The 14,966-nt window shown below is 74.3% G+C and carries 13 protein-coding genes; 9 read left to right on the plus strand and 4 right to left on the minus strand.

Features of this window, described 5'->3' with window-relative positions; translation table 11 throughout:
* Nucleotides 1–188: 188 nt before the first annotated feature.
* From DMA15_RS00975 to DMA15_RS00990, 4 genes are all read left to right on the plus strand, one after another.
* A complete protein-coding gene (locus DMA15_RS00975) occupies nucleotides 189–716 on the plus strand; it encodes an Asp23/Gls24 family envelope stress response protein (protein WP_125510758.1) in 528 nt (175 codons plus the stop codon).
* 77 nt (nucleotides 717–793) lie between these two features.
* Entirely contained in the window at nucleotides 794–1,015 is a 222-nt protein-coding gene (locus DMA15_RS00980; RefSeq protein ID WP_125510759.1) for a hypothetical protein, read from the plus strand.
* Nucleotides 1,012–2,040, plus strand: coding sequence for a DUF6286 domain-containing protein (locus DMA15_RS00985; protein ID WP_125510760.1), 1,029 nt, complete (start codon nucleotides 1,012–1,014; stop codon nucleotides 2,038–2,040). The genes DMA15_RS00980 and DMA15_RS00985 overlap by 4 nt, the downstream gene beginning before the upstream one ends.
* Entirely contained in the window at nucleotides 2,024–2,608 is a 585-nt protein-coding gene (locus DMA15_RS00990) for a hypothetical protein (RefSeq protein WP_125510761.1), read from the plus strand. The genes DMA15_RS00985 and DMA15_RS00990 overlap by 17 nt, the downstream gene beginning before the upstream one ends.
* A gap of 137 nt (nucleotides 2,609–2,745) precedes the next feature.
* Here DMA15_RS00990 and DMA15_RS00995 read toward each other — a convergent pair whose 3' ends face one another.
* From DMA15_RS00995 to DMA15_RS01010, 4 genes are all read right to left on the minus strand, one after another.
* The gene (locus tag DMA15_RS00995) at nucleotides 2,746–3,144 is read right to left on the minus strand and encodes a DUF4440 domain-containing protein (RefSeq protein WP_125510762.1); all 399 of its coding nucleotides are present in this window, start codon (nucleotides 3,142–3,144) and stop codon (nucleotides 2,746–2,748) included.
* A complete protein-coding gene (locus DMA15_RS01000; protein WP_125510763.1) occupies nucleotides 3,126–4,358 on the minus strand; it encodes a DegT/DnrJ/EryC1/StrS family aminotransferase in 1,233 nt (410 codons plus the stop codon). Before DMA15_RS01000 ends, DMA15_RS00995 begins: the two co-directional genes overlap by 19 nt.
* Nucleotides 4,359–4,507: 149 nt before the next feature.
* A complete protein-coding gene (locus DMA15_RS01005; RefSeq protein WP_125510764.1) occupies nucleotides 4,508–5,623 on the minus strand; it encodes a GNAT family N-acetyltransferase in 1,116 nt (371 codons plus the stop codon).
* A 154-nt stretch (nucleotides 5,624–5,777) separates the two neighbouring features.
* A complete protein-coding gene (locus tag DMA15_RS01010; protein WP_125510765.1) occupies nucleotides 5,778–6,815 on the minus strand; it encodes a cobalamin B12-binding domain-containing protein in 1,038 nt (345 codons plus the stop codon).
* Between the two features lie 202 nt (nucleotides 6,816–7,017).
* On the opposite strand from DMA15_RS01010, the gene DMA15_RS01015 reads away from it, so the two are divergent.
* From DMA15_RS01015 to DMA15_RS01035, 5 genes are all read left to right on the plus strand, one after another.
* Nucleotides 7,018–7,593, plus strand: a complete 576-nt coding sequence (locus DMA15_RS01015) for a sigma-70 family RNA polymerase sigma factor (protein ID WP_240659641.1) — start codon at nucleotides 7,018–7,020, stop codon at nucleotides 7,591–7,593.
* A gap of 460 nt (nucleotides 7,594–8,053) precedes the next feature.
* Nucleotides 8,054–9,250 carry an alpha/beta hydrolase gene (locus DMA15_RS01020; protein WP_125510767.1) on the plus strand — a complete coding sequence of 399 codons (1,197 nt, stop codon included), beginning with the start codon at nucleotides 8,054–8,056 and terminating at the stop codon, nucleotides 9,248–9,250.
* Nucleotides 9,251–9,497: 247 nt separating this feature from the next.
* Nucleotides 9,498–10,334 (plus strand): dienelactone hydrolase family protein, encoded by an 837-nt coding sequence (locus DMA15_RS01025; protein ID WP_240660146.1) that lies wholly within the window; start codon nucleotides 9,498–9,500, stop codon nucleotides 10,332–10,334.
* 63 nt (nucleotides 10,335–10,397) lie between these two features.
* Entirely contained in the window at nucleotides 10,398–13,223 is a 2,826-nt protein-coding gene (locus DMA15_RS01030; protein ID WP_240659642.1) for a LuxR family transcriptional regulator, read from the plus strand.
* A gap of 129 nt (nucleotides 13,224–13,352) precedes the next feature.
* Nucleotides 13,353–14,960 (plus strand): sigma-70 family RNA polymerase sigma factor, encoded by a 1,608-nt coding sequence (locus tag DMA15_RS01035; protein WP_125510769.1) that lies wholly within the window; start codon nucleotides 13,353–13,355, stop codon nucleotides 14,958–14,960.
* Nucleotides 14,961–14,966: the final 6 nt, after the last annotated feature.

Here is a 14,966-nt window from a genome sequence, read left to right on the forward strand (position 1 = left end):
GAAAGCCGCCCGCGTTACGCGGCGAGGGCACGTTACCTCCCGGAAGGAGAAGTTCATCCGAGGCGCGTAACGAAATCCCCGGCCGCCGTGTCAGACAAGCGAGGAGCCGGGCACCCGGTCCGGTAGCGCATGTACGGGCCGAAGGGCCGCAGGGCTCCACACGACATTCGATCCGAGGAGACGCCGGCATGGCGAATCAGGACATCCACTCGAACGCGACCACGTCCGGTGGCATCGACACCGGCTCCACCGGCTCCACCGGCACGATCCACAAGAGCGCGGGCACCACCACCGTGACGGGCGGCACCGGCTCCGGCGAACCGGCAGCCACCCGCGGGAAGACCTCCATCGCCGACGTCGTGGTCGTGAAGATCGCCGGGATGGCGGCGCGGGAGATCCCCGGTGTCTTCGACATGGGCGGCGGCCTGTCGCGCACCATCGGCGCGGTCCGCGACCGCGTCCCGGGCGGGCGCCCCAACGTCGGACGCGGCGTGAAGGTCGAGGTCGGCGAGCGGCAGACCGCGATCGACCTGGACATCGTCGTCGAGTACGGCGTGCCGATCACGGATGTCGCCCACGACGTGCGCGAGAACGTCATCGCGGCCGTGGAGCGCATCACCGGCCTGGAGGTCGTCGAGGTGAACGTCGCGGTCAACGACGTACGGCTGCCCGACGACGACACGGCGGACTCGGCCGGCGAGACGCGGGTGGAGTAGCGCTTCCCGCTCGGGGGTGGCGCGGCCACCGGGCACGGCCAGGAAGTTTCCGTGGTGTGAGTGGTGTGAGGTGAGTGGTGAGCACAGCTCTGGTTGGCATGATCGCCGGAATGGCCCTGGGGTTCGCCGGGTGGTTCGGCGGTTTCGGTGCTTTCCTTCTGGTCGCCGCGCTGGGCGCGGTCGGCTTCGTCGTCGGGCGCCTCGTGGACGACGGCACGGACATACGGGACTTCCTCGGCGGCCGTGACTCCGCCGGTGGCCGTGGCTCTCGTGGCGGCCGTGACCGGGGGCCGCGATGAGCACGCCGGCGGCGGACCGCGGGTCCACGACCGTGGCCGAGCGCGCGGTGCGCCGGATCGCCGAACGCGCGGCCACGGAGGCGCTGGCCCCGGGTGAGGTCCAGGTCCAGCGGGGCTCGGCCGCCGTACGCGGTCGCCGGGCCCGGGTGGATGTCGCCGTGACGCTGCCCTACCCCGCCGTGCTCGACGAGGCGGGCGAGCGGGTGCGGTCGCACGTCGCCGACCGCACGGCGGGGCTCACCGGTCTCGCCGTGCCCTCGGCCCGGGTCCGGGTCCGCGAGCTGCGGGTGCGGGAGCGGTCCGAGGGAGCGGTCGCGCGTGCGTCGAAGGAGGCTTCGCAAGAGGCGTCGGAGGGGACGGCACAGGAGGTCGCGCAGGAGCTTTCGGGTGGGGGCCGGGCCGGGCGGCCGTGGTCCCCGCGCCGGGTGCCTGTCGCGGTGTTGGCGTTCCTCTGCGCCGCGGTCTGCGGTCTGTTCCTGTACGACGTGGTCTCCGTGCACGCGGCCGGTCGCTCTCCCGCGCGGTGGCGGGCCCGGCTGATGGAGTGGCTGACCGCGCACGGTCCGGACAGCGGCGCCTGGCCGGGCGCGGCGATCGCGGCGGCCGTGTTCCTCCTCGGTGTGGTGCTGCTGGTGATGGCCGTCACGCCGGGGCGGCGGCGCCTTCTTCCCATGGCGGGACCGGCCGCGGGCGTCCGCGCGGTGATCGACCGGCGCGCCGTGGCGTGCCTGGTGCGGGATGCCGTGGCGGAGGTGCCCGGCGTCACCCGGGCGCGGGTCCGTGTCGGGCGCCGTAAGGCGCGGGTGCGTGCCGGGCTGGGGTTCGGCTCGCTGGAGCCCGCGCGCCGGGCGGTGGCCGAGACCGCGCAGGAGACCTTGGCCGCCTGTGGTCTCGCGAGGCCCCTGCGGCTGAAGGTGCGGGTGCGGACCGAGCCCGCATGGCGTGCTCCCGCGTCCTCGGCGGTCAAGTCGGCTTCTGTTGCCGCCGGTTCGACGTGGAGGAGCGCTGATGAGCCGGCTCCGTAACGGCACCAACCGCGTGGCCCTGCTGGGAGTGGCGGCGGCGCTGCTGGCCTCGGGCGCCGCGCTGGCCTCCGCGACCGGGCCTGTCCGCGACCGGCTGCCCTCGAACTGGCCCCGGCTCTCCGCCGACAGGACGTGGCTCGACGGGGAGGCCCTGGGGCGGTGGCGGGACGAGGGCTGGTGGCCGCCCCTTGTGATCGCCGCGCTCTGTGTCGGCGTACTGCTCTTCCTGTGCTGGGGCGGGGCGCAGCTGCGCGCGGGGCGCCTGCGTGAACTGCCGCTCGGGCAGCCGGGCGTGACCCTGTCCGGTGCGGCGCTGGCCGCGGCGATGGCGGAACGGGCCGGGGCCGTCGACGGCGTGATCCGCGCGCACGTGACCCTCCTGGGCCGCCCCCGGCGCCTGCGGGCGCGCATCACCCTGGTCCTGTCCCCCGAGAGCCGCCCGGAGACCGTGCTGCACGAACTCGCACGGCAGGCGGTCGCCGAGGCGAGAGCGGCGGCGGCGCCGCGCGCCCTGGAGGCGGACGTACGCCTGACGGTCCAGCGCCACAAGCTCCGCCGCCTGCGCTGACGCGGCCCTGGCTCCGCGAGGTCAGCGCGGTGCGTCGTCGCCGCACTCGGAGTGCGGGAGCACCGTGCCGCCCTCGCGGAACTCGGCCGTCCGGCGCTGGGGTGCCCCAGCGCCGGGATTACGCTCGGACCCTTCCCTCAGGCGTGGTCGTACCAGGCGAACGAGACGATCCGCCAGCCGTCCTCGCCGCGGACGAACTGGATGCTCTTGGTGCCCGCACCCTCGAAGGGTTCGCCGTCCAAGATGCCTGACTTGCGGTACTCACCGAACCGCGACGCGACGTCACCCGCGATCGAGGTGTGCTCGGAGGTCTCCCACTCGGAGAACTCGACGAGCCGGCCCTCCGACAGCAGCCGCTCGCGGGGCTCGATGAACTCCTCCACGGTGTAGACCGTCAGCTTCTCGCCCGTGCTGGCGATCACGCCGCCCGGGACCATCAGGCGGCGGATCCGGGCGACATCGGCGGCCTTGCCGCCCCGGTTGTCGAAAGCGCCGAAGAACTCGGCGGTCAGCGTGTCTATCTCACTCTTGGACATGGCGCGACGGTAGCAGCGGCGGTGTCGGCCGTCGGGGGGTTCGCGGGTCTCGCGCGCTCCTTCGTCAGGGCGTTGATGATCACGCGCGCGATGAGCGGGTCGGCCGGGAGCGTGTGCGCGGCGAACCAGCGGGCGGCCCGCGGGTCGGGGGACGGCTCGACGAACTCCGCGCCCGCGTAGTCGTCGAGCGGCGGGTCGTAGACGTATCCGCACACCACGCCGTGGTCCACGAGGCGTTCCAGGAGGGCGTCGCGGTTCTCGACCATGAGCGGGGCCCTGAAGAGGGGCGGCGGGCCTTCATGGGCCGGCCGCTCGCGCAGCGCCGGGCCCGCCCAGGCGGTGCCCGACAGCAGGGAGACTCCTGCGGCGCGCCGGGCGAGGTCCCCGTCGAGCCGGTCCAGCCTCAGCTTCAACTGGCCGCGGACCAGAGCCCCGTGGCGCGCGCGGTAACCGTGGAGGTCCACCCGCACCCATGGCTCGTACGCGGTCAGGCTCGGCGCACGGAACGCGCGGCCCGCGAGCCGCCGCGGGTGCAGGTCCATGCGGAACGAGTCGCCGCGCTCCAGTACTCCCAGGCGCTGCATCGTCCGCCACACGGGGCGGACCAGGTGCAGGACGCGTACGCCCGAACGCGCCAGGGGCCGCAGCGTGGTGGCCAGGTCGTCGTGGAGGCGGCGCGGCACCAGGAGTTCGTCGCGCAGCCGCTCCAACTCCCGGCGGGTGCGGTCGTCGTCGACCGCGAGGAAGCCACCGGCCATCCCCGCCACGTGTTTGGACAGGCTGAACGCCGCCGCCTCGCCGAAGGTGCCGATCGGCTGACCTGCGACGCGCGTCCCGATGGCGTGGGCCGCGTCCTCGAACAGGGGGATGCCCAACTCGTCGCAGCGGCGGCGCAGTTCGACGACGCGGTCCGGTATGCCGTACAGGTTGGTGGTCAGGACGGCGTCCACGTTCCGCCAGGTCGACTCCGGTACGGCGGCGGGGTCGATGTTGCCGTCCCGGACGGACACGGGGGCCTGCACCGGGCGCAGGCCCGCCGCGAGGACCACGAAGAGGATCACGTCGTCGTTGACCGGTGACATCAGTACGCGTGCGCCCGGCCTGCACCAGCGCCGCAGGGCCAGGTAGAGGGCCAGGCGTGCCGAGGGGGTGTAGAGGCATTCGCGTCCGAGTCGCCGTGTCATCTCCGCGGCGAGCCGTGATCCGTAGGGCATCGGCACCTTATTCTGTTCGGCTGGTGGGAGGGATGGCCCGGGGGCGGCTCGGGTGCCGACCGGGGGTGGCTCGGGGTGGCGCGGGAGCCGACCGGGGGTAGCGCGGGAGCCGTCCGGAGCGTCCTGGGCGGTGGCTCGGAACCGTGTGGTCAGCGCCTGCGGGGCGCCGCGTCGGCGGCGGGCGTACGGCTCGACGTGCGCAGCGTGCCGACCGTCTTCAGCAGCCGGTCGGCCGGTTCCCGCAGCCTGGGGTGGGCCAGGACCGTGTTGCGCAGGCCGCGCACCGGCCTGCGCCACATCCGGTGCACGGCGGCCACCGGGTGGGGGCGGGTCGCGAAGCCCTCGCCCACCCGCAGCTCGCGGGTCTTGAGCCAGTCCTTGTACTCCTTCTCGCCGCGCCCCAGGTCCATGATCCGCACTCCGTGCCGGCCGGCCGCCTCGGCCATCCGCAGATGCATCATCAGGCCCGGCGAGTAGTAGCGGAACTCCGGGTCGTACGCGGTGAACCAGCCCGCGAGGACGGTGCGTGAGGCCGGCCCGAAGTGTGCGGCCACCGGCCGGTCACCGGCGTACACCACGGACAGCACGCCGGTGAAGTGCTCCTCGCGGACCTGGAAGAGATGGTCGACCAGGCCGACGATCCAGGGGCGTGCGAAACGGTCCATCCGGCCCGTCCTGCGGTACTGGGCGGACTTCCAGCGCATGAGCGTGCGCAGCACGCGCGGGTCGCGTTCGTCGTAGACGAAGCGCATCTCGCCGACGTTGCGCCCGAGGCGGCGCTCCTTCTTCAGCGTCGTCCTGGCGAGCCCTGGGTAGGCCCCGCGCAGCCATTCGGGGTAGCTGTCGCCGCCGGTCGTGAGGTCGAGGACCGGTGAGGCGAACGTTCCCGTGACGTATCCGCCGAAAGGTTTCTGCTCTTCGACGAGGTGGTCGAACTCGAAGACGGAGAGGTGGCAGGCCTTCAGCAGGTCCTCGGTGTCCCAGACGACTCCGGGGCGGTGCACGAGTGCCTGGCAGTCGGAGAGGCCGAGGCCGATGGCCCTGCCGACGCCGAAGGGGGTGCGCTCGTACGGGAAGAAGCCGACGGGCCGGCCGTTCTCCCGCAGGACGGCCACCTGCGCGCGGCCCCGGTACCTGGCCACGCCTTCGGCGAACTCCGGCGCCAGGAAAGGGTTCGCGTACTCGGGCGACTCGTCCATCGCCCGGTGCCAGGCCGTGCGGAGCGAGTCGCTCAGCCCGTCGAGTCTGTGGATGGTGATGTCCACCTACCGCTCCCCCAATGTTGGTCCCCACCGCGCCGCGCCACGCCGGGCGGCGCACGCGCGTTCCACGATCGACGACCGATTCGAACTGCTCGGCGATGCTCAAAGGTCGCGAAACAGTACGGATGTGTCAAGGGTGCCGACAGGCTCCTTGTCCTCAATCCGGCTTGCGGGCAGGCCAGTTGGCTTGATCTCCGCATGCCCGGCCGATCTGGGTGAGCGCTTCGCGCAGAGTGGCCGGGCGCAGTGCGCCGCGCACGGCGGGGCCCGCCCAGCCGGGTCCGCCCAGCATGACCAGGGGCCTGCCCCGGGCGCCGCGGACGCCCCAGCGGGTGTCGGCGATGTGCCGGGCCAGCGGCACGCTCGCGGTGGAGCGGGCCTGTGACCACAGGACGACGACCGCGGGGCCCGTCCTGCGGACCGCCGCCGAGACCGCCTCGACCGGCACGGCGGCGCCGAACATCCGCTGGGGCACGCCGAGTTCACCCAGTGCCGCGCTGAGCGCCTCCAGCGGGAGGCAGTGCTGCTCACCGGGGACGCACGCAAGGACGAGCGGTGCCGCCGGGGACGGCGCGGGCGGGGCGGTGGCGCAGCGGTGCAGGGTGCGGGAGACCTGCCAGGAGAGCAGGTGCTCGACTTCCACGTACCGGTCACCGGCCTCCTCCCACTTGCGGCCCACGGCGTGCAGCGTCGGCACCATGACCTCCTGCCACGCGGCGACCAGCCCATGCCGCTCCACCGCGTCGGCCAGCAGCTCCTGAACGGCGGGCGCGTCGAGGCGTACGGCAGCGCGGGACAGGCCTCTGCGCTGCCGTACGAGGGGGCCTGACCCGGCCCCGGGCGCGGGGCGGGTCCTTGCGCTGGACTCAGCTCCCGCGCCGCTCCCGGACTCGGCCGCCTCGGCTTCGGGGCCGCGCGTGAGTGCCGTGCGGGCCGCGTCGGACGGGGGGACCCCCAGTGAGGTGAGGCGGCCCATCTCCTCGACGACCGCAATGTCCCGCTCCGACCAGCGGCGGTGGCGGCCCGGCTCGCGGCGGGTGGGGCCGAGGCCGTATCTGCGGTCCCAGGTGCGCAGCGTCGTCGGTGACACCCCCAGCCGCCTCGCCAGCGCGCCGGTCGTGACCGGGACACCCGCCGCGCCGTCGCCCTGCGGACGCTCCCGCGCCTCGCCCGCGCCTCCCCGAGGCTCGCTCATGCGCTCACGATACGACGCACAACCGATGCGGGTTGCCGAGTGCGCGGAGCCGCTCCCAAGATGACCCAGCCGCGGCCGAAACCGCGGTCCGCCTGGCCGATTTCCTTCGGACGCGGGGCAGTTGCCGATCGGTTCGGTTCGAGGAGCTGACGAGACGTCGATGAGCGCAGCGGGGCCACAGCCGGCACGGGGCCCTGTGGACGTGCCGGGCAGATTCGGGGTGCGGGACGGGGACGCCGCGTTGGCGGCGGGACTGGCCTGCGGGGACGAGGCGTGCCTCGCCGCGGTGTACCGGCGGTGGGGGCCCGGGGTACAGGCCCTGGCCCGGCGTGCGCTCGGTGACAGCCGTGAGGCGGAGGACGTGGCGCAGCAGGTGTTCCTCGCCGCGTGGCGCGGCCGGGCCGGGTACCGCCCCGAACTCGGCAGCCCGGTCGCCTGGTTGACCGGAATCACCCGGCGGAAGATCGCGGACGCGCTGGCGGCGCGGACCCGCAGGGCGGCCCTCGTCGACGGCGCGGGGGCCCGGTGCGCCGTGGACCGCGCCTGTGTCGACGAGGTGGACGCGGTGGTCGACCGGGTGCTGGTGGTACGGGAGTTGGCGAGGCTTCCGGTGCCGCAGCGGACGGTGCTGTGTCTGACGTTCTACGAGGACCTCACCCAGCCGCAGATCGCCGAACGCACCGGGTGGCCGCTGGGCACGGTCAAGAGCCACGCGCGGCGCGGTATGCGTCAGCTGCGTCTACGTCTGCTCCTGCGGGACGCGCCGTATGACGCGTGAGAGAAAATCTTCGGCCGGGTGCATCCGCGTGCCCCCTGGCGGCGGAAGTGAAGGGAAACCCTCAGTGGCCGTCCCCGCCGTCGGCCGCCGGGCTCGCCCGGACCCCGCTTCCTGTGCGCCTCAGCGGAGTCGGCGCCGCTGAGGGCGCCGCCGTCGACCCCCGGACGGTGGCCGAGGGCCGTGGGTGGTGCCAGGCGTCGTGCGAACAGCCGCGCCACCCACGGCCTCGACTCTGCCGAGCGACAACCGCGAGCCCCACTAACCTCGTCAGCCCTGTCAGCCCCGTCAGCCTTGACGGTCGCCCGCTCCCCCGCAGGCACGAGCCTCGCGCGGAAACTTGCCACTGTGGCCATATCGCGCCTCCTACCGTGAGCTGACATCCGCGTACCTCCGCGGTCTGGCGCGCGTGCGACCAAGGGGTGACGCGGCCTCAACCCCCTCCGCATTAGCGTCCTGTGCCATGACCGCAAGCCGAACCGCCGTACGCCGCCGCGCCCTTGTCGCCGCGCTCGCCCTCGCTCTGGCCGCGCCCGCCGCGGGCACCGCCGCCGCCCACGCCACACCCGCGAGCGGCGCCGTGCGCGCCACGTCGGCCGAGGTGGCCGCGGCGCCATGGCGGCTGCCGCGCCCCACTGGACCGTACGCCGTGGGGCGGGACACCCTGCACCTCGTCGACAAGAGCCGCCGCGATCCATGGGTGCCCTCGGCGGACGCCCGGGAGCTGATGGTGTCCGTCTACTACCCGGGGCGGCACGGCGGCGGGCGCCCCACGGCGTACACCTCCGAAGAAGAGGCCCGGCTCCTGCTGGAGTCGGCCGAGCTGGACGGGCAGGTCTCCGCCGCCGCGTACAGCGCCACCCGCACCTACGCCCGCTCCGGCGCGCGCCCGGCACCGGGCCGGTTCCCGCTCGTCGTGCTCTCCCCCGGCTTCACCGCTCCCCGCACCACCCTGACCCACCTCGCCGAGGAACTCACCTCCCGCGGCTTCGTCGTCGCCACCGTCGACCACGCGTATGAATCCGTCGGTACGGCGTTCCCCGGCGGCCGGATCCTCACCTGCCGGGCCTGCGGGCCCGCCACCGAGCCGGGGATGGGCAAGGTCGTCACCGAGGGGCGCGCCAAGGATCTCTCCTACGTCATCGACCGGCTGACCGGCGACAAGACGCCCTGGCGCCACGCCCGCATGATCGACTCCCGGCGCATCGGCGCCGGCGGGCACTCCATCGGCGGGGCGGCCGCGCTCGCCACCATGACCACCGACCCGCGCGTACGGGCGGGCGTGAACATGGACGGCAGCTTCCACACGGACCCCGCGGGGATCGGCGGCCGGCCGTTCCTGATGCTCGGCACTGAGGACGAGCACACGCCGGGGCGCGGGGACGGCGTGAACTGGGACCGCACCTGGGAGGGGCTTGACGGGTGGAAGCGCTGGCTCACCGTCAAGGGCTCCGGGCACTTCACGTTCACCGATCTGCCCGTCCTCGCCGAGCAGGCGGGTCTCGTCGACCCCCAGGTGCCGCTCTCCGGTGAGCGGTCGCAGCAGATCACCCGCGCGTACGTCGGCGCCTTCTACGAGAAGTGGCTGCGGGGCACCTCGCGGCCGCTCCTCGACGGGCCGACGGCGGGCAACCCCGAAGTCGCCTTCCCCCGGCGCTGACCGCCAACGGCCCAGGAGCCGGCGCCACGGAAGTCTGTGGCCAGGCCCGCGATAGTTGAAGACCGGTGATTTCGCCGATGTATCCGGCGCGAAGGTGCCCGGACAGTGGCCGCTGCCAGCAGTCCGCCCCCGAAAGGACGCGATCGTCGTGCAGCAGCTCAGCAACGAGACCATCGGCAGCCCTGCCCCCCACCGCCCGAACCGGCGGTTCCGCCCGCGCCTGTTGCGGGCGGGACTCGCCGCCGTACTGGCCGTAGGCGGACTGATCACCGCCCAGTCGGGCAGCGCGGGCGCCGCGGAGAACCCCTACGAACGCGGCCCCGCGCCGACCGTGTCGAGCATCGAGGCCCCCCGCGGCCATTACGCCGTGTCCGAGACGCGCGTGTCGTCCCTCGGCGTCACCGGGTTCGGCGGCGGCACGATCTACTACCCGACGACCACCGCCGACGGCACGTTCGGCGCGGTCGCGATCTCGCCCGGCTACACGGGCACCCAGTCGTCCATCTCCTGGCTCGGGCCACGGCTCGCCTCGCAGGGGTTCGTCGTCTTCACCATCGACACCCTCACCACGCTCGACCAGCCCGCCAGCCGGGGCACCCAACTCCTCGCCGCCCTCGACTACTTGACGCAGCGCAGTACGGTACGCGGCCGCGTCGACAGCAGCAGACTCGGCGTCATGGGCCACTCCATGGGCGGCGGAGGCAGCCTGGAGGCCGCCAAGAGCCGCCCCTCGCTCCAGGCGGCGATCCCGCTGACGGGCTGGAACCTCGACAAGACCTGGCCCGAACTGCGCACACCGACCCTTCTCGTCGGCGCGGACGGTGACACGATCGCCCCCGTCTCCTCGCACTCGGAGCCCTTCTACGAGAGCCTTCCCGGCTCGCTCGACAAGGCGTACCTGGAGCTGAACGGCGCGAGCCACTTCACGCCCAACAGCTCGAACACCACGATCGCGAAGTACAGCGTCTCGTGGCTCAAGCGCTTCATCGACAACGACCAGCGCTACGAGCAGTTCCTCTGCCCGCTGCCCCGCCCCAGCTCGACGATCGAGGAGTACCGGGGCAACTGCCCGCATACCTCCTGACAAGGCCTCCCGGCCCTCCTGAGAGGCTTCCCAGCGGGTTTACGCGGAAGTAACGTGACGGTCGTGGCCGGACTGACGACTGTGACGGGCCCTCTCCGGATATACGGCCGGAGCGCTCAACTGCACGCGATCGACTCCCTGTTGACCGGCGTGCGGCAAGGGCGGGGCGGAGCACTCGTACTGGCGGCGGCGCCGGGGCTCGGCCGCACCACACTGCTCGCGCACGCCGCCCGCTCCTTCCGCTCCCTCCGGGCGGGGACGGTCCTGAGCACGCGGGCCGTCCCCGCCGAAAGCCTGATCCCCTACAGCGGGGTGCATGCCCTGTGGTGCGCGGGGGCGGCCGAGCGGGCGCTGCCCAAGGAGCCGGGGGCCCTGCTTGCCATGGTGCGCGACCTCGCGGGCGGGCGCCCCCTGCTGATCTGCGTGGACGACGCCCACCTGTGGGACGCCGCGTCCCGTGCGGCCCTGGGATTCACCGCCCGCCGGCTCGGCGGACCGCACCCCGTCGCCCTGCTCCTCTCCGTCGCGGCGCGCCGCGCGGACGATCCGCAGCTGGCCGCGCTGCCCGTGCTGCACCTGGACCCGCTCGCACCGCCCGAGGCGGCCGCGCTCTTCGACGGCCTCACAGAGGGCGGTGCGGACACCGTCGTACGCGAGGAAGTCCTCCAGGCCGCGGGCGGCAATCCGCGTCTGATGCACTCTCTCGTCGCCGGGCTGACACCGCAACAGCTGGCGGGGCGCGCGCCACTCCCCCAGCGGCTGTACGACGGCCATACGTTCCCGTACGACGGTCCGGAACGTATCGAACTACCACCGGATACAGAGGAGTTGCTGCTTCTCGTGGCCGTGGCCCATGAACCCGGTGCCGAGGGTGCGGGCGCCGACGCGGATCTCGTCCTCCTGGCCGGTGCGACCGCCGGACTCGACGGCGCGGCGCTGGGCCCGGCTGAGGCGGCCGGGCTCGTGCACCGCGCGGCCGGCCGGATCCGCTTCGACGCCCCCGGCCTGCGCCACGCCCTGTACACCGCGGCTCCGCCCGCCCGGCGCCGGGCCGCCCACCGGCTGCTCGCCTCCGTCCTCGACGACGGCCGTACGCCCCCGCTGCTCCGGAAGCTGCACCGGGCGCTGGCGGCCGAGGGGCCCGACGCCCCGCTCGCGACCGCGCTGGCCGCCGAGGCGGACGCCCCGGGGACGGCCTCCCATGCCCGGCGGGCAGCGGCCCTTTCCGCGGCGGCGGACCTCACGCGGGCCCCGCGCGAACGCGCCCTGCGCCGCGCCGCCGCCGCGCACCACGCCCGGCTCGCGGGCCGCCCCGCACAGGCGCGGGAACTGCTCGCCGCCGCCCGCTCGGAGTCGGCGGACATCCGGGTGCGCGGCGCCGTCGCACTGGTCCGGGGGCAGCTCGCGCTCGGGGACGGCCCCGTCGCCGACGCCCGCGAGGCCCTCCTGCTCGCGGCGGAACTCCTCACCCCGCACGATCCGGACGGCGCCCGGGAGGCCCGCCTCTGCGCCATGGCGGCGGCCTGGGACATGGGCGACGCCGCGGCATACCTGGCGGCCCTGGGCACGCCACCGGACGCGGTCGCCCCGGGGCCACCGGCGGCAGGCACGGCCCCGGACGCCGGGCCGGACCCGGCCCGGGACACCGACAAGGCCCCGACCCCGGCACCGGACCCGCTGTCCGAGGAGTACCGCGCCGCGATGTCCTTCGTCATGCGGGGGCGGCTCGGTGCCGCGAGCCGCGGGCTGCGCGGGGTCGTGGCGCGGGGGCAGGCGGCGGACGAACCGTCGCGGCTGCTGCGGGCCGGGGTCGCCGCCCTCGTCGTCGGCGACCTCGCGGCGGCCTCCCGCGTCAACGCGCGGGCGCTGGCCGCGGCACGGGCGCGGGGCACCGACATCCACGTACCGCAGGCCCTGGAGTACCTGGCCTACGCCGATCTGCGCGCCGGGCGGCACGCGCGTGCCCGGGCGCACGCCGAGGAGGGGCTGCGCACGGCGGGCCGCACCGGGCAGCGCAACATCGCCGCGCAGCACCACGCGATCCTCGCCCTCGTGGCGTCCGTCGAGGGCGAGGACGAAGCGGTCGCCGCCCATGCCGCGGCCGCGGCGCGCACCGCCGACCGGCACGGCCTCGTGCAGGCCGCGACGCTGGCCCAGTGGGCGCTGGCCCGCACCGACCTGAGCCGCGGCCGCGCCCCCGAGGCCGCCGCTCGGCTCGGCCCCGTGGTGCGGCCGGGGCCGCGCCGAGGCCACTTCGCCGTACGGATGCTCGCCGTGCCGTGCTTCGTGGAGGCGGCCTCCCTGGCCGGGGAGGGAGAGTCGGCCCGCGGCAGCGTGGCGGAGTTCGCCGACTGGGCCGCCCAGGGCGCCGACCCGCAGGCCCCCGCCCAGCTGGCCCGCTGCCACGCGCTCCTCGCCGTCCCCGAAAAGAGTGACGCGCTCTACACCGTGGCGCTCGCCCGCCACGCGCTGGTGGGCGGTGACTTCGAGAGCGCCCGCACCCAGCTCCTGTACGGCAAGTGGCTGCGTCGCAGGCGCCGGCCCGGTGAGGCCAGGGGCCTGCTGCGGGACGCCCTGGTCTCCTTCGAGCGGTGCGGCGCCCGCGCCTGGGCCGCGCAGGCGCGGGCCGAGCTGCGCGCCACCGGGGAGGCGCGGACGACCGAGCCGCCGGATGGCCTGTCGCGGCTGACCCCGCAGCAGCTGAGGATCGCCCGCTGCGTGGCGGAGGGAGCCACCAACCGCGAGGTGGCACGGCGTCTGTCGGTGAGCCCGCGGACCGTCGACCACCATCTCCGGAACGTCTTCGCGCTGCTCGGGGTACGCTCACGCGTCGAACTGTCCCGGCTCGTGGCCAGGTCCGAGCAGCACACCTGCCGCGACGAGCCGTGAGCCCGCCCGGTTTCCCCGAGAGGCCGACCGGTTTCTGTTATCCGGGCTCAGGCCGTGCGTCTCCCTTGTGTCGGAGGAGACCCCCACACAGAAAGTGGTCACAGCGTGAGCAGCGAACGCCGAGCAGCGATGATCAGTGCAGCACGGGACGGCGACCAGCAGGCGCAGGACGCGCTCGTGGCGGAGTACCTTCCGCTGGTCTACAACATCGTCGGGCGGGCCCTCAACGGCCACGCGGACGTGGACGACGTGGTGCAGGAGACCATGCTCCGTGTCCTCGGCGGTCTGGACGGGCTGCGCGATCCGGAGACCTTCCGCAGCTGGCTGGTGGCGATCACCATGAACCAGATACGCGGCCACTGGCGGGAGCGTGCCATGGGCGCCATCCCCGCGGGCGGCGGTCCGACGGACGGCTACGACGTGGTGGACCCGGGCGCGGACTTCGTGGACCTGACCATCACCCGGCTCGGTCTCTCCGGGCAGCGCAGGGAGACCGCGGAGGCCACGCGGTGGCTGGACGAGGACGACCGCGCCCTGCTGTCACTGTGGTGGCTGGAGTCCGCGGGTGAGCTGACGCGGGCGGAGGTCGCCGAGGCACTTGAGCTGTCCCCGCAGCACGCGGCGGTGCGGGTGCAGCGGATGAAGGCCCAGCTGGAGACGGCCCGCGTGGTGGTGCGCGCCCTGGCGGCGGCGCCCCGCTGCGAGGGGCTCGGGCAGCTGACCGCGGGGTGGGACGGCGTGCCTTCGGCGCTGTGGCGCAAGCGGCTGGCCCGCCACGCCCGCGACTGTTCGGCGTGCGCGGGCCACTGGTCCGACCTGGTGCCCGCCGAGGGGCTGCTCGTGGCGCTCGGTCTCGTCCCGGCGGGGGCGGCCCTCACGCAGCTGGTCACGCGCCCCGATCTCGTCACGGTCGGCTCGGTCTCGTCCGCGCACGGCACCGGCGCACCTGTCTCCGCGCGGGCGCGGGCCCGCCGTGAGCGTGTCAGGCGGCAGCGCCGTACCGCCGGGGCGGCCGCCGCGGTCGTCGCGCTGGCCGTCGGGGGTGCGGCCGTCCACCTGCTCACCCAGCCGGAGACGGACGACAGCTCCGCGGCCACCGTCGCCGCACCCGCCTCCCCCACCACCCCCTCGGCGTCGAAGAGCGGGTCACCCTCCGCCAAGCGCTCCGCGTCCGCCTCCGCGAAACCGACCCCCGGAAAGACAAAGGCGAAGGAAAAGGACAGAGACAAGAACGAGAGGAAGGGGAAGGCGGAGAAGAAGCCGAAGCCCGGGCCCAAGTCCAGTCCCAGCAAGGCCGCGCCGAAGCCCGCACCGAAGCCGAAGGCGCCCGCCCCCGCCCCGAAGGCCACTCCGAGCGGGGCGGCCGCGCAGGTCGTGGCGCTGGTCAACACCGAACGCGCCAAGGCGGGATGCGGCCCCGTCCGCTCCAACGACAAGCTCGCCACGGCCGCCGCGCGGCACTCCTCCGACATGGCGGCGCGCGACTACTTCGACCACACCAGCCCGGACGGCACGGGCCCCGGCGACCGCGTCAAGGCGGCCGGGTACCAGTGGAGCACGTACGGCGAGAACATCGCGCGCGGCCAGCGGACCCCGGCGGCGGTGATGGACTCCTGGATGAACAGCTCGGGCCACCGGGCCAACATCCTCAACTGCGACTTCAAGGAGATGGGCATGGGCATCCACAACGCCTCGGGCGGCCCTTGGTGGACGCAGGTGTTCGGCACGGCGCTCTGAGCGACC

The organism is Streptomyces sp. WAC 01529 (assembly GCF_003945545.1).
GTDB classification, from domain to species: Bacteria; Actinomycetota; Actinomycetes; order Streptomycetales; family Streptomycetaceae; genus Streptomyces; species Streptomyces anatolicus.

Bases quoted from the DNA above. Each gene is read 5' to 3' on its own strand.
- DMA15_RS00975 (WP_125510758.1), top strand. From the start codon at position 189: ATGGCGAATCAGGACATCCACTCGAACGCGACCACGTCCGGTGGCATC.
- DMA15_RS00985 (WP_125510760.1), top strand. From the start codon at position 1,012: ATGAGCACGCCGGCGGCGGACCGCGGGTCCACGACCGTGGCCGAGCGC.
- DMA15_RS00990 (WP_125510761.1), top strand. From the start codon at position 2,024: ATGAGCCGGCTCCGTAACGGCACCAACCGCGTGGCCCTGCTGGGAGTG.
- DMA15_RS00995 (WP_125510762.1), bottom strand. From the start codon at position 3,144: ATGTCCAAGAGTGAGATAGACACGCTGACCGCCGAGTTCTTCGGCGCT.
- DMA15_RS01000 (WP_125510763.1), bottom strand. From the start codon at position 4,358: ATGCCCTACGGATCACGGCTCGCCGCGGAGATGACACGGCGACTCGGA.
- DMA15_RS01010 (WP_125510765.1), bottom strand. From the start codon at position 6,815: ATGAGCGAGCCTCGGGGAGGCGCGGGCGAGGCGCGGGAGCGTCCGCAG.
- DMA15_RS01020 (WP_125510767.1), top strand. From the start codon at position 8,054: ATGACCGCAAGCCGAACCGCCGTACGCCGCCGCGCCCTTGTCGCCGCG.
- DMA15_RS01035 (WP_125510769.1), top strand. From the start codon at position 13,353: ATGATCAGTGCAGCACGGGACGGCGACCAGCAGGCGCAGGACGCGCTC.